The organism is Pseudomonas sp. AC255 (assembly GCF_979258175.1).
Map to the genome: position 1 here is coordinate 1,668,110 of NZ_OZ409841.1, position 19,488 is coordinate 1,687,597.

The 19,488-nt window shown below is 60.6% G+C and carries 23 protein-coding genes; 12 read left to right on the top strand and 11 right to left on the bottom strand.

All coding sequences use genetic code 11. From position 1 onward, the window contains the following. The first annotated feature begins 6 nt into the window (after nucleotides 1-6). The 4 genes from ACZZ0K_RS07745 (at nucleotide 7) to hcnC (ending at nucleotide 3,308) form a co-directional block, all read left to right on the top strand. Nucleotides 7-168 (top strand): hypothetical protein, encoded by a 162-nt coding sequence (locus ACZZ0K_RS07745; protein WP_258706892.1) that lies wholly within the window; start codon nucleotides 7-9, stop codon nucleotides 166-168. 167 nt (nucleotides 169-335) lie between these two features. Beyond that, the gene (locus ACZZ0K_RS07750) at nucleotides 336-650 is read left to right on the top strand and encodes a (2Fe-2S)-binding protein (RefSeq protein ID WP_056789002.1); all 315 of its coding nucleotides are present in this window, start codon (nucleotides 336-338) and stop codon (nucleotides 648-650) included. Further along, nucleotides 647-2,056 (top strand): cyanide-forming glycine dehydrogenase subunit HcnB, encoded by a 1,410-nt coding sequence (hcnB, locus tag ACZZ0K_RS07755; protein WP_258706891.1) that lies wholly within the window; start codon nucleotides 647-649, stop codon nucleotides 2,054-2,056. The genes ACZZ0K_RS07750 and hcnB overlap by 4 nt, the downstream gene beginning before the upstream one ends. Continuing rightward, nucleotides 2,049-3,308 carry a cyanide-forming glycine dehydrogenase subunit HcnC gene (gene hcnC / locus ACZZ0K_RS07760; protein WP_258706890.1) on the top strand — a complete coding sequence of 420 codons (1,260 nt, stop codon included), beginning with the start codon at nucleotides 2,049-2,051 and terminating at the stop codon, nucleotides 3,306-3,308. Before hcnB ends, hcnC begins: the two co-directional genes overlap by 8 nt. A 120-nt stretch (nucleotides 3,309-3,428) precedes the next feature. Here hcnC and ACZZ0K_RS07765 read toward each other — a convergent pair whose 3' ends face one another. After that, nucleotides 3,429-5,237 (bottom strand): monovalent cation:proton antiporter-2 (CPA2) family protein, encoded by a 1,809-nt coding sequence (locus ACZZ0K_RS07765; protein WP_024013370.1) that lies wholly within the window; start codon nucleotides 5,235-5,237, stop codon nucleotides 3,429-3,431. A gap of 258 nt (nucleotides 5,238-5,495) precedes the next feature. Between ACZZ0K_RS07765 and ACZZ0K_RS07770 the strand changes: the two genes are divergently transcribed. Next, a complete protein-coding gene (locus ACZZ0K_RS07770) occupies nucleotides 5,496-6,410 on the top strand; it encodes a LysR family transcriptional regulator (protein ID WP_463559036.1) in 915 nt (304 codons plus the stop codon). Here the strand turns inward: ACZZ0K_RS07770 and ACZZ0K_RS07775 are convergent. Beyond that, nucleotides 6,400-7,170, bottom strand: coding sequence for a substrate-binding domain-containing protein (locus ACZZ0K_RS07775; protein ID WP_122612173.1), 771 nt, complete (start codon nucleotides 7,168-7,170; stop codon nucleotides 6,400-6,402). The two genes, ACZZ0K_RS07770 and ACZZ0K_RS07775, sit on opposite strands and share 11 nt — an antisense overlap. 13 nt (nucleotides 7,171-7,183) lie before the next feature. Then, the gene (gene tcuC / locus ACZZ0K_RS07780; protein WP_041477012.1) at nucleotides 7,184-8,476 is read right to left on the bottom strand and encodes an MFS transporter; all 1,293 of its coding nucleotides are present in this window, start codon (nucleotides 8,474-8,476) and stop codon (nucleotides 7,184-7,186) included. A gap of 887 nt (nucleotides 8,477-9,363) precedes the next feature. Between tcuC and ACZZ0K_RS07785 the strand changes: the two genes are divergently transcribed. Next, nucleotides 9,364-9,672, top strand: coding sequence for an RcnB family protein (locus tag ACZZ0K_RS07785; protein ID WP_252880463.1), 309 nt, complete (start codon nucleotides 9,364-9,366; stop codon nucleotides 9,670-9,672). A gap of 88 nt (nucleotides 9,673-9,760) precedes the next feature. Beyond that, on the top strand, nucleotides 9,761-10,273 hold the full coding sequence (locus tag ACZZ0K_RS07790; RefSeq protein ID WP_052392135.1) for a hypothetical protein: 513 nt from the start codon (nucleotides 9,761-9,763) through the stop codon (nucleotides 10,271-10,273). 1 nt (nucleotide 10,274) lies between these two features. Here ACZZ0K_RS07790 and ACZZ0K_RS07795 read toward each other — a convergent pair whose 3' ends face one another. Both ACZZ0K_RS07795 and ACZZ0K_RS07800 read right to left on the bottom strand, forming a co-directional pair. Continuing rightward, nucleotides 10,275-10,586 (bottom strand): protealysin inhibitor emfourin, encoded by a 312-nt coding sequence (locus tag ACZZ0K_RS07795; RefSeq protein WP_041477010.1) that lies wholly within the window; start codon nucleotides 10,584-10,586, stop codon nucleotides 10,275-10,277. A 14-nt stretch (nucleotides 10,587-10,600) separates the two neighbouring features. Then, on the bottom strand, nucleotides 10,601-11,647 hold the full coding sequence (locus ACZZ0K_RS07800) for a M4 family metallopeptidase (protein WP_463559037.1): 1,047 nt from the start codon (nucleotides 11,645-11,647) through the stop codon (nucleotides 10,601-10,603). A gap of 131 nt (nucleotides 11,648-11,778) precedes the next feature. Between ACZZ0K_RS07800 and ACZZ0K_RS07805 the strand changes: the two genes are divergently transcribed. Beyond that, the gene (locus tag ACZZ0K_RS07805) at nucleotides 11,779-12,117 is read left to right on the top strand and encodes an FKBP-type peptidyl-prolyl cis-trans isomerase (RefSeq protein ID WP_041477007.1); all 339 of its coding nucleotides are present in this window, start codon (nucleotides 11,779-11,781) and stop codon (nucleotides 12,115-12,117) included. Nucleotides 12,118-12,251: 134 nt separating this feature from the next. Here the strand turns inward: ACZZ0K_RS07805 and ACZZ0K_RS07810 are convergent, their stop codons facing one another. From ACZZ0K_RS07810 to ftrA, 3 genes are all read right to left on the bottom strand, one after another. Then, on the bottom strand, nucleotides 12,252-12,560 hold the full coding sequence (locus ACZZ0K_RS07810) for a helix-turn-helix domain-containing protein (protein WP_016775213.1): 309 nt from the start codon (nucleotides 12,558-12,560) through the stop codon (nucleotides 12,252-12,254). Between the two features lie 3 nt (nucleotides 12,561-12,563). After that, nucleotides 12,564-12,887, bottom strand: coding sequence for a type II toxin-antitoxin system RelE/ParE family toxin (locus ACZZ0K_RS07815; RefSeq protein WP_463559038.1), 324 nt, complete (start codon nucleotides 12,885-12,887; stop codon nucleotides 12,564-12,566). A 184-nt stretch (nucleotides 12,888-13,071) separates the two neighbouring features. Beyond that, nucleotides 13,072-14,067: a transcriptional regulator FtrA gene (ftrA, locus tag ACZZ0K_RS07820; RefSeq protein ID WP_463559039.1), complete on the bottom strand. Its 996-nt coding sequence runs from the start codon at nucleotides 14,065-14,067 to the stop codon at nucleotides 13,072-13,074. 101 nt (nucleotides 14,068-14,168) lie between these two features. Between ftrA and ACZZ0K_RS07825 the strand changes: the two genes are divergently transcribed. Continuing rightward, nucleotides 14,169-14,597, top strand: coding sequence for a rhodanese-like domain-containing protein (locus ACZZ0K_RS07825; protein WP_252867836.1), 429 nt, complete (start codon nucleotides 14,169-14,171; stop codon nucleotides 14,595-14,597). A 60-nt stretch (nucleotides 14,598-14,657) separates the two neighbouring features. On the opposite strand, the gene ACZZ0K_RS07830 is transcribed toward ACZZ0K_RS07825, so the two are convergent. Then, nucleotides 14,658-14,903 carry a hypothetical protein gene (locus ACZZ0K_RS07830; protein ID WP_095182018.1) on the bottom strand — a complete coding sequence of 82 codons (246 nt, stop codon included), beginning with the start codon at nucleotides 14,901-14,903 and terminating at the stop codon, nucleotides 14,658-14,660. A 26-nt stretch (nucleotides 14,904-14,929) separates the two neighbouring features. Here ACZZ0K_RS07830 and ACZZ0K_RS07835 point away from each other — a divergent pair, with 26 nt between their 5' ends. The 3 genes from ACZZ0K_RS07835 (at nucleotide 14,930) to ACZZ0K_RS07845 (ending at nucleotide 17,941) form a co-directional block, all read left to right on the top strand. Then, nucleotides 14,930-15,709 (top strand): ABC transporter substrate-binding protein, encoded by a 780-nt coding sequence (locus tag ACZZ0K_RS07835; protein ID WP_095182017.1) that lies wholly within the window; start codon nucleotides 14,930-14,932, stop codon nucleotides 15,707-15,709. Nucleotides 15,710-15,905: 196 nt separating this feature from the next. Then, nucleotides 15,906-17,018, top strand: coding sequence for a succinylglutamate desuccinylase/aspartoacylase family protein (locus tag ACZZ0K_RS07840; RefSeq protein WP_258706884.1), 1,113 nt, complete (start codon nucleotides 15,906-15,908; stop codon nucleotides 17,016-17,018). A gap of 206 nt (nucleotides 17,019-17,224) precedes the next feature. Continuing rightward, nucleotides 17,225-17,941 (top strand): alpha/beta hydrolase, encoded by a 717-nt coding sequence (locus ACZZ0K_RS07845; protein ID WP_258706883.1) that lies wholly within the window; start codon nucleotides 17,225-17,227, stop codon nucleotides 17,939-17,941. Here ACZZ0K_RS07845 and ACZZ0K_RS07850 read toward each other — a convergent pair. Together ACZZ0K_RS07850 and ACZZ0K_RS07855 are read right to left on the bottom strand one after the other, a co-directional pair. Next, complete coding sequence (locus tag ACZZ0K_RS07850; RefSeq protein ID WP_258706882.1) at nucleotides 17,931-18,488, bottom strand: DcrB/PsbP domain-containing protein; 558 nt, start codon at nucleotides 18,486-18,488, stop codon at nucleotides 17,931-17,933. The genes ACZZ0K_RS07845 and ACZZ0K_RS07850 overlap by 11 nt on opposite strands. Nucleotides 18,489-18,572: 84 nt before the next feature. Further along, on the bottom strand, nucleotides 18,573-19,346 hold the full coding sequence (locus tag ACZZ0K_RS07855; protein ID WP_252882245.1) for a hypothetical protein: 774 nt from the start codon (nucleotides 19,344-19,346) through the stop codon (nucleotides 18,573-18,575). Nucleotides 19,347-19,488 lie beyond the last annotated feature (142 nt).

Below are 19,488 nucleotides of genomic sequence, written 5' to 3' on the forward strand. Positions count from 1 at the left end.
AGCTGAATGTCTGCTTTGGCCGCTTACACCTCGGTGAAGGCGCTTTTTGCTTCCTGCCAGCCAACAAGGCAAGAGTCCGCGCCGGAGGCGGATCGGCCGCTTCTCGCTGTGCCATTTTCACTGGCCTGGATCAATATTTCGTCTGGCGATATCGCCTACCGTAAATGATCCAGGCCTTTGCTGAGGTATGAGCTACAGTGCTTGTCGCGCACCTTGTTGCGCTGACGAAGTATCCGCGTCGACGTTGAAAACACAGCAATAAAAAGCGTCGACGAGGCGTAGTGCGGCAAGGAGCTGACACAACCTCAACTGAATCTTCACGGACGAACACCGTAATGAACTGCCTAGAAAGAACCTTCGATATCCAGCCCTTGGTGCAGGCGGACATGACCGTGCACATCAATGGCCAAGCGGTCAGCGCCGCCATCGGCGAAACCGTCCTCAGCGTCATCCAGTCCCTCGGCGTGCGCCAGATCGCACGCAACGATCACGATCAAATCAGCGGCGCCTATTGCGGCATGGGCGTGTGCCAGTGCTGCCTGGTGAAAATCAACGGTCGGCACAAGCGCCGCGCCTGCCAGACCGTGGTGCGCGACGGCATGCTGATTGAAACCCAAGTCAACCGCGTCGTCGGGCAGGAGGTTGTATGAGCCTGCAACCGTTGATTGTCGGCGGCGGGCCGGCGGGAATGGCGGCGGCCATCGAACTGGCGCGCCACGGCGTGCGCTGCACCTTGCTCGAAGAGGCTTCGCGCCTCGGCGGCGTGGTCTATCGCGGGCCGCTGCGTGATGGTGTGCAACTGGATTATCTCGGCCCGCGTTATTCCGAAGCACTGGACAAACTGCACGGCGAATTTCAGCAGCAATCGGGGCTGATTGACTTGCGCCTCATCCATCGGGTGGTCGGCGCCGAAGGCACCCGCGCAGTGGTGGTGCTCGACGGTGATGAGCAACTGCACGAGATCGCTTATCCGCAACTGCTGTTGGCCGCTGGATGTCACGAACGCAGCGTGCCGTTTCCCGGCTGGACGTTGCCGGGAGTGATTCTGCTCGGTGGTCTTCAATTGCAGATCAAGAGTGGCGTGGTCAAGCCGCAAGGGCCGGTGATCATCGCCGGCACCGGGCCGTTGCTGCCGCTGGTTGCGACCCAGTTGCATGCCTCTGGCGTGCGCGTCGCTGGCGTCTACGAGGCGTGTGCGTTCGGCAAGATCGCCCGCGAGAGTCTGGCGCTGCTGAACAAGCCGCAGCTGTTCCTCGACGGCTTGAGCATGCTCGCTTACCTCAAGTTGCACGGCATCCCGATGAAGTATGGTTGGGGCGTGGTTGAAGCCCATGGCGACGGCGAGCTGAAAAGCGTTAGCGTCGCGCCGTATTCGCCGACGTGGGAGGCAGATCTGTCGCGGGTCGAGCGTTTCGAAGCGCAGACGCTGGCGGTCGGTTACGGTTTTATTCCGCGCACGCAATTGAGCCAGCAGATGGGCCTTGATCACGGCTTCAGCGACGATGGCTACCTGCGTGCGCACGCCAATGTCTGGCAGCAAAGCAGCGTGGCGCATGTGCATCTGGCCGGCGACATGGGCGGGATCCGCGGCGGTGAAGCGGCGATGCTGGCGGGCAAGATCGCCGCCACTTCGATCCTGCTGCAACGCGGTGTGCTCGACGCCGAGCTGGCCCGGGTGCGCCGCGATCGTTACGCGAGCAAGCTCAGAGCCATCGTGCGCTTTCGTGCGGCGGTGGATCGCTACACCGAGCGCGGCGTTGGTCAGATCGCTTTGCCCGCAGCCGACACGGTGATCTGCCGCTGCGAACATGCGACCCGCGCCGACATCGATCTGGCGCTGGAGCAGGGTGTGCAAGACATCGCCAGCCTGAAAATGCGCACCCGCGTGAGCATGGGCGATTGCCAGGGGCGGATGTGCGTCGGTTATTGCAGCGATCGCCTGCGCCAGGCCACCGGACGTCAGGATGTCGGCTGGTTGCGCCCGCGCTTCCCGATTGATCCGGTGCCGTTTTCCGCGTTCCAGTCCCTCGGCAAGGAGGGCGCTTGCCATGAGTAAGTTCTACGACGTGGTCATTGCCGGTGGCGGAGTGATCGGCGCCTCCTGCGCCTACCAATTGTCCAAGCGCAAAAATCTGAAAGTTGCGCTGATCGACGCCAAGCGCCCCGGCAACGCGACCCGCGCTTCGGCTGGCGGTTTGTGGGCGATCGGCGAGTCGGTCGGCCTCGGCTGCGGGGTGATTTTCTTTCGCATGATGTCGGCCAACCGCAAGCGCGAAACCCAGGGCGCAGCGGTGGCGGTGGACGCCAGTACGCCGCATATCTTGCCGGCGTCGTTTTTCGATTTTGCCTTGCAGTCCAACGCGCTGTACCCGGCGCTGCACCGCGAGCTGAAAGACAATCACGGCATGGATTGCAAGTTCGAGAAGACCGGGCTGAAATTCGTGATCTATGACGATGAAGACCGGCTCTACGCCGAGCACATCGTCGGCTGCATTCCGCATCTGGCCGATCAGGTGCGCTGGCTCGATCAGGCGGCGTTGCGCGCGGCGGAACCGAGCGTCAGCCATGAGGCGCGCGGGGCGCTGGAGTTTCTCTGCGATCATCAGGTCAGCCCGTTCCGCCTCGCTGATGCCTATATGGAAGGCGCGCGGCAGAACGGCGTCGACCTCTTCGTCAATACCAACGTCACCGGCGTGCTGCATCACGGCACTCGCGTGACCGGAGTGCAGACGGCGGAGGCGGGGGTGTTCCACTGCAAGACGCTGATCAACGCCGCCGGCGCCTGGGCGGCGGATCTGAGTGAGTGGGCCACGGGGATTCGCATTCCGGTGAAACCGGTGAAAGGGCAGATTCTGCTGACCGAACGCATGCCGAAAATCCTCAACGGCTGCCTGACCACCAGCGATTGCTACGTGGCGCAAAAGGACAACGGCGAAATCCTTATCGGCAGCACCACCGAAGACAAAGGCTTCGACGTCACCACCACCTACCCGGAAATCGCCGGGCTGGTGCAGGGCGCGGTGCGCTGTCTGCCGGAGCTGGCGGACGTCAACCTCAAGCGCACCTGGGCGGGATTGCGCCCGGGCTCGCCGGATGAGTTGCCGATCCTCGGCCCGATGCGTGGGGTCGAGGGTTATCTGAATGCTTGCGGGCACTTCCGCACCGGCATTCTGACCTCGGCGATTACCGGGGTGTTGCTGGATAAACTGGTGAATGACGAACCGCTGCCGCTGGATATCACGCCGTTTCTGGCGGATCGGTTTGCAGTCGCGCCGGTCGAGCCCGCCCCCGCGCTGGAACGGGCTTGACCCAATCCCTGTGGGAGCGAGCCTGCTCGCGAATGCAATCTGTCAGTGAAGTATTGGGTGACTGACACGACGCTTTCGCGAGCAGGCTCGCTCCCACAGTTGGATCTGCGCAAGGCACGATCAGGACTTGCGCGCTTCCTCTTCGAGCTGATCCGATTCAAACAGTTTGGCCAGTTCCGCCCGGGCTTCCTGGGCGGTCTGCAGGACTTTGGCGGCATCGTCGTAGACGGCGTGTTGCGCCTCCAGCACCTGTTCGTCGTGATGCTTGAAACGCTTGATCCGCGCATCGGCCTGGGCTTGGGTCAGACCGAGGCCGACCAGCGTGCGCCGGCTCATTTCCAGACTCGAATAATAGGTCTCACGAATCGCTTCCGCGCCGACATCCACCAGGCGATGCACGTGCTGACGGTTACGCGCGCGGGCGATGATTTTCATGTGCGGATAGAGCTTGTGTACCACTTCGGCAGTCTTGATGTTGGTCTCCGGATCGTCCGTGGCAATCACGAAATACTCCGCTTCGCCAACCTTCGCCGCGTGAAGGATTTCCGGGCGCATCGGGTCGCCGTAGAACACCGGTACGCCGCCGAAGCTGCGTGACAGTTCGATGGTTTCCACCGAGGTGTCCAGCGCGACGAACTTGATGTTCTGCGCGCGCAGAATCCGCGCCACGATCTGGCCCATCCGGCCCATGCCGGCAATCACCACGCGCGGTGCTTCGGTGTCGATTTCGCGGAATTTCTCCGGCACTTCCACCGGCTGCACTTTCGGGCTGACCAGACGCGCGCAGATCAACAGCAACAACGGCGTCAGCGCCATTGACAGGGTGATGGTCAGCACCAGCAGGTCGTACAGACGCGGCTCGAACAGGCCCTGATCGCGACCGATCTTGAACACCACGAACGCAAACTCACCGCCGGCAGCGAGGACGATGCCGAGGCGAATTGCGCTGATTTTGTTCAATCCTCCTGCCAGGCGCCCAACCACGAACAGCAGCGGCAACTTCAGACCGATCAGCAGCAGGGTCAGGCCCAACACGGTGATCGGCGCGCTCAACAACAGGCTGAGATTGGCGCCCATGCCGACGCTGATGAAAAACAGTCCGAGCAGCAGGCCCTTGAACGGTTCGATCTGCGCTTCCAGCTCATGCCGGTATTCCGAATCCGCCAGCAGCAGACCAGCGAGAAACGCACCCAGCGCCATCGACACACCGACCAGATCCATCAGCCACGCTGTGCCGATCACCACAAGCAACGCGGTGGCGGTGGACACTTCCGGCAGCCCGGTTTTTGCCACTACGCGGAACACCGGACGCAGCAGATAACGCCCGCCGATAACCACCACGGCAATGCCGCCGAGCACCTGCAAGCTGTGACGAATATCGTCGGCGGTGCTGGTGTGGTGATCGACGCCGGCGAGCATCGGCACCAGGGCGATCAATGGAATCGCGGCGATGTCCTGGAACAGCAGAATCGCAAACGCCAGCCGCCCGTGGGGACTGGTCAGTTCCTTGCGTTCGGCAAGGCTTTGCAAGCCAAAGGCCGTGGAGGAGAGCGCCAGACCGAGGCCCAGCACAATGGCGCTGTTCAGCGGCTGGCCGAACACCGACAGCGCCAGCACGCCGATCACCGATGCGGTCAACAGCACCTGCGCCAGACCGACGCCGAACACGGATTTACGCATCACCCACAAGCGGCGAGGCGAAAGCTCCAGGCCGATGATGAACAGCAGCAACACCACGCCCAGCTCGGAGATATGCGCAACGCTTTGCGGGTTGCCGATCAGGCCGAGCACCGACGGGCCGATGATCACCCCGGCAAACAGATAACCGAGCACCGCGCCCAGTTGCAGACGTTTGGCCAAAGGCACGGTGAGCACGGCCGCGAACAGAAACACGACAGCGGCTTGCAACAGATTGCCTTCATGGGGCATGGAACGACTCCTGACTACGGCTACGGCGGGGGCGACAAGGATAAGGGTTGACCCGATTTCAGATCCACCAACAACCCTTGTAGGAGCTGTCGAGTGCAACGAGGCTGCGATCTTTTGATCTTGCTTTTGCCTGCAGAGAATCAAGATCAAAAGATCGCAGCCTGCGGCAGCTCCTACAAGGGATCTTCATGTGCTCTGTAATAATTTGCATCAACTGGTTACATTTATAACCCCTGCGCATCAATTTCCGGAAACGCCATGGCCATCAACTTCGACCTAAACGACCTGCAAGCCTTTCGCGCGGTGGTCGAGCAGGGCAGTTTTCGCAAGGCTGCCGACACCGTGCGCCTGTCGCAACCGGCGCTGAGTCGGCGCATCGAAAAGCTCGAAGACGCCCTCGGCGTGAAACTGTTCGAGCGCACCACGCGCAAGGTCAGCCTGACCCAGGCCGGGCGCGGTTTCATGCCCAGCGTCGAGCGCTTGCTGGATGATCTCGACATTGCCTTGCTCGGCATCAGCGAAGTCGCCTCGACCCGTCTGGGCCATGTCACCGTCGCCTGCGTGCCCTCGGCGGCCTACTACTTCATGCCCCGCGTGGTCGCGCGCTATCACCAGCAGTTTCCGCGGATCAAGGTCAAAGTCCTCGATTCCAGCGCTCACGATGTGTTGAGTGCGGTGGTCAATGGCGAGGCGGATTTCGGTTTGAGTTTTCTCGGCACGCAGGATGCCAAAGTCGAGTTCGAACCGCTTGTGCAGGAGTGCTACGTTGTCGCCTGTCGTCGCGATCATCCGCTGGCCGGGCGCAGCAGCGTCAGTTGGGACGAGTTCTATCAGCAGGATTACATCGCGCTGGACAAGACCTCGGGTAATCGCTTTCTGCTCGATCAGGCCTTGGGCGGGGTGGTGCCGCATCGTCAGAGCATCTGCGAGACGCGGCATGTGACAACGATGATCGGTCTGGTAGAGGCGGGTCTGGGCGTGGCAGCGGTGCCATTGATGGCGATGCCCGGCCCGGATCATCCGATCCTGACGCGGGTGCCGCTGATTGAGCCGCAGGTGATGCGCAGTGTCGGCATCATCAAGCGCCGGGATCGCACGTTGACCCCGGCGGCACTGGAGCTGGAGCGGCTGGTCGTGGAGATGCGCGTCCAGCCGCCAACGATCAACGCTTGACCGAATCCAGCCCGGTGGCCTGTACGTCAGCCTGAGCGGCCGGTGCAGCGAGGTAGGCGAGCAGGGCCTTGGCCTCTTCCGGATGCTCCGCCTTGACCGGAATCCCAGCGGCGAAACGCGTCACCGACTGCACCGATTCCGGAATCTTCGCGACGAAGCTTACGCCCGGCACCGGCAGCAATTCGCTGACCTGCTGGAAGCCCAACTGATAGTCGCCAGTGGCAACCACCGAACCGACCGGGATCCTGGCAATCATTTTCGCCTTCGGTTTCAGCTGGTCTTCGATGCCGAGTTTCTTGAACAGCTGCTGCTCGATGTACACGCCGCTGGCGCTGTCGGAGTAGGCCACCGACTGCGCATCAAGCAGGGTTTTCTTCAGGCCATCGACGCTGCTGATGTCCGGTTTCGCCGCGCCTTCACGCACCACCATGCCGATCCGCGAATCTGCCAGTTCAACGCGGGAGGCCGGGTCGACCTTGCCTTGTTTGATCAGCTCATCGAGGGCGTAACCGACCATGATCACCACATCGGCGTGCTCGCCGCGTGCCAGACGATTGGGAATCGCTTCCGGCGCCTTGCCCATCGACGGGCCGAGGCTGGTGGTGAGCGTGTTGCCCGTTGCGGCGGCGAATTTCGGCCCGAGGATCTTGTAGGCGGCGGTGAAGCCACCGGAGGTCATCACGCTGAGTTCTTCGGCCTGGGCCGCGAAGTTGAAGGCGAGACCGGCGAGCAGGGCGGTGACAGTAAAAAGTTTTTTCATGGCGAGTTTTTCCTCAGGCCGCGACAGGTTGCAGACGACCACCGGCACGGCGGTACAGATAAAGCGTGGCGCACAGCGCGCACAGGGCACCGATGCTCATCCAGTAACCTGGCGCGGCTTTGTCGCCGGTGTACTGGATCAGGAAGGTCGACATCGCCGGGGTGAAACCGCCAAAGATCGCGGTGGCCAGGCTGTAAGCCAGAGAGAAACCGGCGACGCGCACTTCAACCGGCATGATTTCGGTCAGCGCCGGAATCATCGCGCCGTTGTACAAGCCGTAAATGAAGGACAACCACAGCAGCGACAGCAGCATGTTGGTGAAGCTCGGCGCCTGCACCAGGAACGACAGCGCCGGATAAGTCGTGGCCAGTGCCAGCACGGCCATGCCGATCAGCACCGGACGACGGCCGATACGGTCGGACAACGCGCCGCCAATCGGCAGCCAGAAGAAGTTCGACACGCCCACCAACAGCGTTACCAGCAACGCGTCGGAAGTGCTCAGGTGCAGCACGGTCTTACCGAAGGTCGGTGCGTACACGGTGATCAGGTAGAACGCGGTGGTGGTCAGCGCGACCATCAACATTCCGCCGAGTACCACGCCCCAGTTCTGGCCGAGGGTGCGGAACACTTCGCGCATGCTTGGACGGTGTTTGCGCGCGGCGAACTCTTCGGTTTCCGCCAGGTTGCGGCGCAGGAAGAAGATGAACGGGACGATCATGCAGCCGACGAAAAACGGAATGCGCCAGCCCCAGGCGGCCACGGCTTGCGGCTCCATCCACTGGTTCAGACCGTAGCCCAGCGCGGCCGCGACGATGATCGCCACTTGCTGACTGGCCGACTGCCAAGCGGTGAAAAAGCCTTTGCGGCCCGGCGTAGCGATTTCGGACAGATACACCGAGACACCGCCCAATTCCGCACCGGCCGAGAAGCCTTGCAGCAGCCGCCCGATCAACACCAGCGCCGGGGCGAACAGGCCAATGGTTTCGTAGCCGGGCACCAGCACGATCAATATCGTGCCGCTGGCCATGATCGACAGGGTGACGATCAGACCTTTGCGCCGGCCGACGTCATCGATGTAGGCGCCGAGCACAATGGCGCCCAGCGGACGCATCAGGAAGCCTGCGCCGAACACCGCGAACGTCATCATCAGCGAGGCGAACTCGCTGCTCGCCGGGAAGAACACCGCCGCGATCTGCGTGGCGTAGAAGCCGAACAGAAAGAAGTCGAACTGTTCGAGGAAGTTGCCCGAGGTCACCCGGAAGATGGCACCGGCCCGCGAGCCGTTGGTTGGGATTGAGGCTGTCATTGAAAAGTACTCCACCGCTTTTATGACGTGCGCTACGGAGAGGCGGCGCACGGTTTTTATTGAGGTGGATGGTGGCGCAGATGTAACAATCTGTTAATTGCATTGTTGGCATGGATTGATGCGTGGGGCGGATCAATGGTTTCGGTGTTTGGCGCATTTGTGGGAGCAAGCCTGCGTCGCGTCGGGCGATGATTTGTTCTGGCTGACCGGGTACATATCCGTTGCTGCGGTCATGGCCGCTTAGGGTTTCGCCCTTACGGCGACTCACTTTTTTACAAACGCCTAAAAAAGTAAGCAAAAAAACGCTTGCTCCTGCGTTCGGCCCTCGCAGGCTCGGGTTCCTTCGCTGCGGGATCGATCCGGGCGCAGCGGCTACGGTTTGCTTCGCTGCACCTCCTTCCGCTGTGTCTGGCTGCGCCAGACGGTCGCTGCGCTCCCACCCCCGGATCAATCCCTCCACTCAGCCTTCCGACGTCGCCGGTGGATCAAAAGCAGGATCAAAAGCACTCGAGCTTGCGCTCATTGTTGAGTGGGGCGGCTTCGCCGCGGGCAGCTGCGCTGCTTTGCTTTTCTGGTGGGGGCGAGCCTGATCGCGACGACGGCCTGCAGGTGAACCCGTTTCCATCGAATTCACGCGATCCAACTGTAGGAGCTGCCGAAGGCTGCGATCTTTTGATCTTGCTTTGCTTTGCTTGGTTTTGTAGGAGAGGACCGGAGCTCAGGTCAATAATTGCGCTGTAATACAAAACCCTGCGGGAGCTGGCTTGCCAGCGATGGCGGTCTGATGGGCAAAGCCTTCTAACGGCCACATCCGGCAAAAAACAAGGAATGTTTCCCGCGCCACGCAGTCGGAGTTCAGGTACTACCCATCTGAAAGAGGTTCACCGATGAACAGCAAAACCCTAATCGCCAGCCTGGCCCTCGTTGCCGGCATTGCCGGGATCACGCCCGTTGTTCAAGCGGCGCAAACCTCCAGCGAACCCGCCGTGCAATCGCCGACCAGCGACCGCCAGTTGAAGGTCAACGACCGCGCACCGGAAATGTACCAGCGCGAAGACAAGGCGTTGAAGAACTGGAAAGCCAAAGGTCTGAAAGCGCCGATCGAGCAGGCGCAGTGGGTGCAGATCAATGACAAGTACGTGATGGTGATGATCACCAACGGCACGATTGTCGAGATGCAGCCGGTCGAGCGATAGGCCCGGTTTTACAATTGGCCACGGATGGCTGATTGCATTCAAACGCCGTTCCGGTAAAACAGCGGACGTCTGGATGAGGAATAAGGGATTGGACAAGAAACCGCTCTACCGCAGAGTGAACACTCGTACGTGGGGTGTTCGTCGCCATGAATCAGTTGCGCATTATCGCGATCAGCGCAACAGCAAAGCTGCAAGCCGTGACGAAGGCATGCGAAGTTCGATGCACGCAGGCAAACAATACGGGCGAGATTACACGCCATTGTTTCGCTTCCTGCTCTCTCGGGTTGGCGGTTCTTGGGATGCCATTTTCAGCGAAGCTGTGGCGCGACTGGATCAATCAGCGCCGGTGTTCTGGATGGTTGCCATCCATGAGAAGGATCGCGAAGAAGTCGTGCGACTGGGTGAGTCCAGTTATTACAACGGGCTGTACGTCGACGAGCAAAATTTCCTGCAAATGGTCAATCCGAACCTGAAGGCGCAGGACATGACGCCGAGCTGCGAGTGCTGTACGCACACGTTCAACGGTGTCGTATTCGGCCAGACCGCGGGCTTTGGCCCGCGCACATCGTCAGTTGGCGACGCAGAAGAGCCGCCAGCGTGAATCAGAGCAGCTCCCCCTTGTCCCAAAGCTGCACCAGCTCCCCAGGCGCCCGATCCTCTGGCACCTTCAACACCATTTCCCCTGACGGGTAGCGCACCTCAATCTGGTAGAAGCGCTGATCCCCACGGCCGGATTCGCTGCTGTCCAGTGGCAGGCAACCCTCAAGCACCGAGCATATTCTCGAACGCTGACTGATGTCGCATTGCGCGAATTCGATTTCCCGTGGGCGGCTCAGGCTGTGAATCGCTGCAACGCCACCCTGGCGAGATACGCGCAAAACGGAATCTTTATCCAGCTCGGGTAGCGTTTTCATACGGTCTCCTCAGATTATTCGATACCGACCTGTGCCCAGGCTTGCTGCACCGTGTCGGCTGCTTCGGCGCCGAAGCGCTGGCCAGCATGGTCGATCGTCAGTTTCGCGAACGCGTCGAACGTTGCGTCCTGTTTCAAACGGTCATCACACAGCGTGTCGTACCAGATGTGTCCGGCCTTTTCCCAAGCGAAGCCGCCAAACGCTCGCGCTGCCAGGTAAAACGCGCGGTTGGGAATGCCGGAGTTGATGTGCACGCCGCCATTGTCTTCGCTGGTGATGACGAACTTGCGCATGTGATCCGGTTGCGGATCCTTGCCCAGCATCGGGTCGTCGTATGCCGTGCCGGGGTGCGACATCGAGCGCAGGCCCTTGCCTTGGATCTGTGGCATCAGCAGGTCGGCACCGATCAGCCAGTCTGCCTGCTCGGCGGTTTGGCCGAGGATGTATTGCTTGATCAACACGCCGAATACATCCGAGAGCGACTCGTTCAGCGCGCCGGACTGGTTGGCATAAATCAGCCCGGCTTCGCTTTCGGTGACGCCGTGGGCCAGTTCATGGCCGATGACGTCTAGCGAGCGGGTGAAGCGCTGGAAGATCTCGCCATCGCCGTCACCGAAGACCATCTGCGCGCCGTTCCAGAATGCGTTCTCGTAGCCTTGGCCATAATGCACGCTGCCGATCAGCGCGAATCCCTGATTGTCGATCGAGTCGCGACCAAGCACCTTCCAAAAGAAATCATAGCTGGCGCCCAGCGCATCGTAGGCCTCGTCGACCGCCGGATCCCCCGACGCCGGCTGGCCCTCGAGGCGCACCGGCATGCCCGGCAAGAGCATTTTGTTCTGCGCATCATGCACACTGCGCCGCGCCAGGCCAGGCTTGCTCGCTTCCGGCAGAATCGCCCGCGCCGGCGGCTGCGAAGGGCGGCCGGGGTTGGGTAGCAGGCTGCGCACATGGTTGAGCGTCTGCATCGCGGCGTTGCGCTGCGGCTCGGAACCGTGGGCGATGATGCGGTTGAGGATGTAGGGCGGGATGAAACTGCGCAGCAATCGAGAGTCGGTCATCTAAGCATCCTTGTCGTCATACGATGTCGATACACATGTGAGCGGCTAGGCGTGTTTTCGGTTCCATGGATTGCCATCGACGCCGGATTCTGCGAAAAACGCCGCCTGCGAACATCTCGAGAGCCAACGACATGACAGACGAACTGCAAATCATCGACCTGCAACCGGGCGACGGCAAAGCCGCGGTGAAAGGCGCGCTGATCACCACCCAATACACCGGCTGGCTGGAAGACGGCACTGAATTCGATTCGTCCTGGAGCCGGGGCAAACCGTTTCAGTGCGTGATCGGCACTGGCCGCGTGATCAAAGGCTGGGATCAGGGGCTGATGGGCATGCAGGTCGGCGGCAAACGCAAATTGCTGGTACCGGCGCATCTGGGCTACGGCGAGCGGACCATGGGCAAGATTCCGCCGAATTCGAATCTGGTGTTTGAAATTGAGTTGCTGGAGGTTTTGACGCGGGAGGATTGAAGGGGAGGAATCATCCAGCGGAACTCCTGTGCAGCTGGATGATGTCGATGGTTAACCGCGAAGTTGAATGCTATTCAACTCCCTCGATTTCAAAACTCGGAATGCAGGGTGGACATTGCCACGCAGAGCCAGTGTCAGGCCCATTGCAACGGGCCTGACGGAAAGCAAATGTCCACCTCCAGCCTTGCAGCAGCTGACAGGTTGACCAATGCATCGAGCGAGAATTTGTCGATTTTCCCGTTGAGTACATCATTGAGGCGTGGCTGCGAGATTCCCAATCTTTGTGCCGCGTCCTTTTGAGGAAGCTCCCACGCTCGAATGGTCTCGCAAAGCGAACGCATGAGCTTGGCTCGCAGACGCATGTTGGCAGCTTCCTGAGGCGTGTCCTCCAATGCATCCCATACACTGGAAAATCGTTGGGATGAGTCTTGATGTTCCTTCATGGCTTAACCTATTTCCTGATATCTGGCCCGGGCCAGTTCGATGTCTCTAATTTCCGTTTTACGTGTGGTTTTGTGCATGGCGTGAAGCACATAGATTGCTTCAGGTCGATTGACTACATAAAACACGCGAAACGCCCCTGAGTCCTCGGTGATCCTGATTTCGTTAACACCGCGTCCTACGGTTTTCATAGGGCGCCAATCGAGTGGGGCATCACCCTGTTGCAACAGGTCCAGCTCAAACCCCGCCGCTCTTCGGGCATCAACCGGGAACGCTTTGAGATCTTTCAACGCGCTTCCCACGAACACCACATCCTTGTGTTTCGGCATCGGCTTGTCCTGTGTCAAAAGGAAAAGCGTAATAGCTGAACGTAAGCGGCGACGGTGAGTTTTATTGCAAGAAATGCCAGTGCCCGTTTGATTTTCAGGTTATATCAGAATCAATATAAAGCAAGCCGCATTTTCCGTTTCACAATTTTCACCGCGAGCGTTTCTGCCGGCCTCGCCGTCAACGTCAGCGCTTAAAACGCTGCGGGATGGAGCGAAAGCTTGTTGCTTCGCCAAACCGCTCCCGATAAACCGACGGCGGTACGCCCACCACGCTGCGGAACGCCACACGAAAACTTTCCACCGAGCGATAGCCGCAGCGCTGCGCGATTTGCTCGGTGTGTTGATGGGTGCTCTCGAGCAGCTCCCGCGCTCGCGCCAGGCGTTCATGTTGCAGCCATGCCTTGGGCGTTTGCCCGCTGGCTTCGGTGAAGCGCCGCAAAAACGTGCGCTCGCTCATTGCCGCTTCACTGGCCAGGTCGCGCACTTCCAGTGGTTCGTGCAGGCGTTCGCGGGCCCATTGCATGACGCGCGACAGGTCGCTGCGGGGCGTCGGGCTGACCGGGGTGGGGATGAACTGGGCCTGGCCGCCGGTGCGTTGTGGCGACATGACCAGTCGCCGCGCGACGGCGTTGGCGACCTGCGTGCCGAAGTCACGTGTCACCAGATGCAGGCAGGCGTCGATGCCGGCGGCGCTTCCGGCGGAGGTGATCAGTTGGCCCGCGTCGACGTAGAGCACGTCCGGATCGACCTCGATGGCCGGGTAGCGTTGCGCCAGTTCGCTGGTATAGCGCCAGTGAGTGGTGGCGCGGTGGCCGTCGAGCAGGCCGCTGGCGGCGAGGACGAACACCCCGGAGCAGATCGACAGCAACCGCGCGCCTCGGTCATGCGCCCGACGCAACGCGTCGATCAGCGCAGGCGGTACCGAGGCGTTGCGGTCGCGCCAGCCGGGAATGACGATGGTGCGCGCTGCGGCGAGCAATTCCAGGCCACCATCGGCAAGTACCTGAATGCCACCCATGGCGCGCATCGGGCCTGGATCGACTGCGGCAATCGCGTGTTCGTACCAAGGGAAGTCGAACTCTGGCCGGGCCAGGCCGAAGATCTCCACGGCAATGCCGAACTCGAATGTGCAGAGGCCGTCGTAGGCCAGAATGGCAACCAGATTGGGCTGAGTGAGCATTTGGCGGAAATCTCCCGGTCGGTGTCTTGCGCGCCACTGTAGCGGCAAGCGCCGTCTCGATAAAGTCTGTTCATCGCCCACAGACAAAGGAGCAACACAACATGACCAGCCTGGTTCGCGAAATTCCCGCCGCCCCTTCGGCGATTGCCCTGATGCATTTCAGCAATCGTCTGACCTTCGAAACCGATTGTTCCGACGTGTTCAGTAGCCAAGAGGCCGGTGAGGTCGACTTCGTTCTGGTGGATGTGCGCGGCCCATTGGCGTTCGAGCGCGGCCATGTACCCAGCGCGATCAATATTCCGACACGCTTGCTCACGGCGGATCGCTTGGCCGATTACCCGAAAAGCACGTTGTTCGTGGTCTATTGCGCCGGGCCGCATTGCAATGGGGCGAACAAGGCTGCGGTGAAGCTGGCGGCATTGGGCTATCCGGTCAAGGAGATGATCGGCGGCGTCACCGGATGGCTCGATGAAGGTTTCGAACTGAGCGCGGCGTCAGTCGCCAATACACCTGTCGCCTGCGAATGCTGACGTTTCTGTAGGAGCCGCCGGAGGCTGCGATCCTCTGATCTTGATCTCAAAAAAACAAGATCAAAAGATCGCAGCCTCCAGCAGCTCTACGGGGGATCGGCGTTTCTTGCTCTGAAAACAGTCTTGTTCTACATCCTTCGCACCAACACGGCGCACGCGTTTACTCTCGTCAAAGTGATCGCCGATGTTCTGTAAGTATTTGTCGCTTAAAAACAATTGCCTCCGTGCGCGCCGCCATAGACTGCCGGCCACTTCGGTTTTTGCCGTTAGAACGCCATGACCGAACGCTGACTCGAAAGCTGCCAATAAAAGCCTCCGCACGGGAGTAATAAATGAAAAAGCTAGTGATGTTCGGTGCCCTGGCACTGTCGATGTTGTCCCTGACCGCTGTGGCCGAAGACGCCAAGCCGATCCGCATCGGTATCGAAGCCGGGTACCCGCCATTCTCGATGAAAACCGCTGACGGCAAACTCACTGGTTTTGACGTGGACATCGGTGACGCACTGTGCACGCAGATGAAAGTCAAATGCACGTGGGTCGAGCAAGAGTTCGATGGCCTGATCCCGGCGCTGAAAGTGAAGAAGATCGACGCGATCCTGTCGTCGATGACCATCACTGACGATCGCAAGAAAAACGTCGATTTCACCATCAAGTACTACCACACCCCGGCGCGCTTCGTGATGAAGGAAGGCTCGGGCGTGAAAGACCCGCTGACCGAACTCAAGGGCAAGAAAGTCGGCGTGCTGCGTGCCAGTACCCATGACCGCTACGCGACCGAAGTGCTGGTTCCGGCCGGGATCGAACTGGTGCGCTACGGCTCGCAGCAGGAAGCCAACCTCGACATGGTTTCCGGGCGTATCGACGCGATGCTCGCTGACTCGGTCAACCTCAGCGATGGTTTCCTGAAAACCGACGCCGGCAAAGGCTTCGAATTCGTCGGCCCGACCTACGAAGACGCCAAATACTTCGGCGGCGGCGCTGGCATTGCCGTGCGCAAGGGCGATACCGCACTGGCTGAGCAATTCAACAAAGCCATCACCGAAATCCGCGCCAATGGCGAGTACAAGAAAGTCCAGGACAAGTACTTCGACTTTGACGTGTACGGCCATTAATACGCCGTGAAAAAAGTGGCCCCGTTTGCGCGGTGGCCACTTTTTTATGCTTTTTATTGATGGAAATTCTCTGTGGGAGCGAGCCTGCTCGCGAATGCGGTCTGACATTCGACATCGTCATCGTCTGACCTGACGCATTCGCGAGCAGGCTCGCTCCCACAGGGTTTTACGTAACCCAGCTATTCAGGAGTTTTTCATGCAACGCATCGACCACGTTCTGCCCTGGAGCCATTTGGGCAGCGAGCGCTCCCTCAGCGTTTTCCGCTACGGCGCCGGCAGCCGCAAGGTGTATATCCAGGCCAGCCTGCACGCCGATGAATTGCCGGGCATGCGCACCGCATGGGAACTCAAGCTGCGCTTGAATGAACTGGAACAGCAGGGCCGTTTGCAAGGCGTTATCGAGCTGGTGCCGGTGGCCAATCCGATCGGCCTTGATCAACATCTGCAAGGCAATCACATGGGCCGCTTCGAATTGGGCAGTGGCAAGAACTTCAACCGCGCGTTCGTCGAGCTCAGCGCCCCGGTGGCGGCACTGGTTGGCGAGTGTCTGGGCGCGGATGCCGAGGCCAACGTCGCGCTGATTCGCCAGGCCATGGCTCAAGTCTTCGAAGAATTGCCGGCGCCGGCCTCGCAACTGGAGGCCTTGCACCGCTTGTTGCTGCGCCACGCCTGCGACGCCGACATCACCCTCGATCTGCATTGCGACTTCGACGCTGCGATTCACCTCTATGCGCTGCCGCAACACTGGCCGCAGTGGCAATCGCTGGCGGCGCGGCTGAAGGCGGGCGTGGCATTGCTCTGCGAGGACTCCGGTGGCAGCTCGTTCGATGAGTCCTGCTCGACGCCATGGTTGCGTCTGGCCAAAGCATTCCCGAACGCGGCGATTCCGGCGGCGAATCTGGCGACGACGCTGGAGCTGGGCAGCATGGGCGACACCCGCGTCGATCAGGCTCAGGCCAATTGCGAAGCGATTCTGGGCTTTCTCGCCGAGCAGGGTTTCATCAGCGGCGAATGGCCGGCGGCGCCGAGCGAATGTTGTGAAGGTCTGCCGTTTGAAGGCACCGAATACCTGTTCGCCCCGCACCACGGCGTGGTCAGTTTCTTGCGCAATGCCGGCGAGTGGATAGAGCAGGGCGATGCGCTGTTCGAGGTCGTTGACCCGTTGCAGGATCGCGTGACCACCGTGCGCGCCGGCACCAGCGGGGTGCTGTTCGCGATTGATCGCGGGCGTTATACCGAGCCGGGGATCTGGCAGGCGAAAGTGGCGGGGCGAGTGCCGTTTCGTACCGGCAAGCTGACCAACGACTGATGGCTCTTCGCTGAATTTGCTGACCCCATCGCTGGCAAGCCAGCTCCCACAGGGTTGCGGTTGATCCCAGATTTTGTAGACGCCGTAATTCTTGTGGGAGCTGGCTTGCCAGCGATAGCGGCATCAGCCACTCCACAAAATTTGGATCCTCAGCCGAGAATGTTAGGCTCCCCCGCGAACCCGACACTCTGTGAAGGAACGCTGCAATGCTGAAATTGTTCGCCCTGCTGACCCTGCTCGCATCCACCGCCGTTCACGCGCAAACCACCCTGCAATCCGATCTGCCACTCAAGTACCTCGAACAGGTCCACGCCGACGCTGAACCACGTCCGCTGGTGATTTTCCTGCACGGTTACGGCAGTAACGAGGCCGATCTGATCGGCATGAAATTTCAGCTGCCGGCGCAGTACAACTACCTTTCCGTGCGCGCGCCGATGACGTTGGGTGAAGGACGTTTCCAGTGGTTTCGCAAGAAAGGTGAAGGCGCCTACAACGGCGAGACCGATGATCTGAAGGTCAGCGGCCAGAAGCTGCGCGACTTTATCGCCCAGGCGGCGAAGAAATATCACGCCGCGCCGGACAAGGTGTACCTGATCGGCTTCAGCCAGGGCGCGATGATGAGCTACGAAGTGGGCCTGCGCGCGCCAGCGGTCGTGGGCGGGTTTGCCGCGTTGAGCGGGCGCTTGTTGCCGGTGCTCAAAGCCGAACTCAAGCCTGGGCAAGCGCCGCTGCCGCTGCGCATTTTTATCGGCCATGGCACCGCTGATGATCCGGTGCCTTACCGTCACGGCACCGAGGCCAACGCGCTATTGCAGAAACTCGATTACCAGCCCGAGTTTCACGCTTATCCGGGCGTCGGCCACAGCATCAGTGCGGCCGAATTGCGCGATCTGAATGGCTGGTTGCAGCGACTCAATCCTTGACGATGGCTTTGATCAAGGCATCGTGAGCTTTCTTGTCGCTGGCGCGGGAAATCACCTGCACCAGCGCCATCTTCGTCCCCGAGCCGGCCAGCAGCGTGGTGTTCAGGGTTTGGCCACCGCCCTGAGTGGCGGTGCTGTCAACCTGACGCAGCCCCAGGCCGGTGCCTTTCTGGGTCAGGCTTTTCTCGCTGAGCTTGTTGAAGTCCGGCAGGGCCTTGCGCTGATCGTCGATGAAACTCGACACGCTGCCGTCGAGAAACTCACCGTCGTTGTCCTTGACGTTCTGCCCTGCGGGAATCTGGTTTTCGGCGGCGATGACCACGGTCTTGGTGGTCTGGTTGGTGTACATCGTGCCCTTGGCACCGCTCGGGCTGGCGGGCAGCGGGTCGGCGGCAAAGCCTTTGGGCAGGACAAAGGCAAACTTACCGTCGAGCAGCGAGACCTTCTCGGTTTTGACTTTTTCCTTGGCGGCGTGCGCGTTGATCGCGGCGAAACCAGCGATGGCCGCCAGCATCAGGACGACGGCTTTTTTGCTCAACAATGACATGTGAATCTCCGGTGAATGGTCGCGCGAGGCGGGCGATCATCCCACGGAGCGTGCCGGGCGTTCCAGCGCGATTCGTCCAGGCGGTTATTGTGCTTGCGCCTTGGCCCTTGGCCGAGCCAGCAGCCGCCGGGTCACCCCGAGCATGGCCACCGACACTGCCACTCCCACTGCGAAGCCGCTGAGGCCCATGGTCGGCAGCGTCAAGGCCGACACCAGGCAGAACGCCGAGAACGAATACATGCCGGTTGCCGTTGCGCGCAATAACGCAGCGGTAAACGCAGGGCCGCGGGTTTGTTGCGAGAACACCGCCATGACGCTGCCAAGCACCGGGAACACCGCGAGAAGGCCGCTCCAGCGTTCGCCGACGGTGCTGGCGAGCATCGTCACCACCAGCGTCAGCGCCGCACCGGCGATCATCCGCCAGATCAGTTTGTCCGACTTCGGTGCTGGCCCGTTCAATACTGGATGCACCTCAGGGAACAGATAAGGCGAAGCGAGCAGTGCCACCGCTGCCGCAATCACCGAGAACGGCAAGGACGCCGGGATCACCGACAAGACTGCCGCCAGCGCGGCCCACACCGCCAGTGAAATGGTCAACGCCCACGGCCAGTTCGCCCGCTGCGCCACCTGCGCATAGGTGATGCAGAAAGCGATCATCGCGAACATTGCCGACAGCGCCGCGACCGCTGATTGCGCGGCAAACTGCGGCCCTTGTTCGATCGCCAGAAAAAACAGAATCGGCCCGACCACCACCGGCAATCCCGACAGCCACCCGGCCACGCTCGGCCCCCAACGTTTGCCCGCCAGGGAAATCAGCAGGAGAAAACCGGGAATCAGCAGCAATTTCAGGATCAGCACGCGGGTGTCTCCATCGGGTCAGGATGAGCCACGTTAGCACTGCCGATTGAAGATTGCTGCCTATGTTCGCAATTTTTGTATACAAAAATTCAGGCACGAATCCGGCTATGCTTTGATCATCAGAATGCAGCGGAGACGATAC

Coding starts and splice junctions, on each gene's coding strand:
- ACZZ0K_RS07765 (WP_024013370.1), bottom strand. CDS start 5,237: ATGCCCCATGAAGGCAATCTGTTGCAAGCCGCTGTCGTGTTTCTGTTC.
- hcnB (WP_258706891.1), top strand. CDS start 647: ATGAGCCTGCAACCGTTGATTGTCGGCGGCGGGCCGGCGGGAATGGCG.
- tcuC (WP_041477012.1), bottom strand. CDS start 8,476: ATGACAGCCTCAATCCCAACCAACGGCTCGCGGGCCGGTGCCATCTTC.
- ACZZ0K_RS07845 (WP_258706883.1), top strand. CDS start 17,225: ATGCTGAAATTGTTCGCCCTGCTGACCCTGCTCGCATCCACCGCCGTT.
- ftrA (WP_463559039.1), bottom strand. CDS start 14,067: ATGCTCACTCAGCCCAATCTGGTTGCCATTCTGGCCTACGACGGCCTC.
- ACZZ0K_RS07850 (WP_258706882.1), bottom strand. CDS start 18,488: ATGTCATTGTTGAGCAAAAAAGCCGTCGTCCTGATGCTGGCGGCCATC.
- ACZZ0K_RS07750 (WP_056789002.1), top strand. CDS start 336: ATGAACTGCCTAGAAAGAACCTTCGATATCCAGCCCTTGGTGCAGGCG.
- ACZZ0K_RS07785 (WP_252880463.1), top strand. CDS start 9,364: ATGAACAGCAAAACCCTAATCGCCAGCCTGGCCCTCGTTGCCGGCATT.
- ACZZ0K_RS07805 (WP_041477007.1), top strand. CDS start 11,779: ATGACAGACGAACTGCAAATCATCGACCTGCAACCGGGCGACGGCAAA.
- ACZZ0K_RS07775 (WP_122612173.1), bottom strand. CDS start 7,170: ATGAAAAAACTTTTTACTGTCACCGCCCTGCTCGCCGGTCTCGCCTTC.
- ACZZ0K_RS07815 (WP_463559038.1), bottom strand. CDS start 12,887: ATGCCGAAACACAAGGATGTGGTGTTCGTGGGAAGCGCGTTGAAAGAT.
- hcnC (WP_258706890.1), top strand. CDS start 2,049: ATGAGTAAGTTCTACGACGTGGTCATTGCCGGTGGCGGAGTGATCGGC.
- ACZZ0K_RS07835 (WP_095182017.1), top strand. CDS start 14,930: ATGAAAAAGCTAGTGATGTTCGGTGCCCTGGCACTGTCGATGTTGTCC.
- ACZZ0K_RS07840 (WP_258706884.1), top strand. CDS start 15,906: ATGCAACGCATCGACCACGTTCTGCCCTGGAGCCATTTGGGCAGCGAG.
- ACZZ0K_RS07800 (WP_463559037.1), bottom strand. CDS start 11,647: ATGACCGACTCTCGATTGCTGCGCAGTTTCATCCCGCCCTACATCCTC.
- ACZZ0K_RS07795 (WP_041477010.1), bottom strand. CDS start 10,586: ATGAAAACGCTACCCGAGCTGGATAAAGATTCCGTTTTGCGCGTATCT.
- ACZZ0K_RS07770 (WP_463559036.1), top strand. CDS start 5,496: ATGGCCATCAACTTCGACCTAAACGACCTGCAAGCCTTTCGCGCGGTG.
- ACZZ0K_RS07745 (WP_258706892.1), top strand. CDS start 7: ATGTCTGCTTTGGCCGCTTACACCTCGGTGAAGGCGCTTTTTGCTTCC.
- ACZZ0K_RS07810 (WP_016775213.1), bottom strand. CDS start 12,560: ATGAAGGAACATCAAGACTCATCCCAACGATTTTCCAGTGTATGGGAT.
- ACZZ0K_RS07825 (WP_252867836.1), top strand. CDS start 14,169: ATGACCAGCCTGGTTCGCGAAATTCCCGCCGCCCCTTCGGCGATTGCC.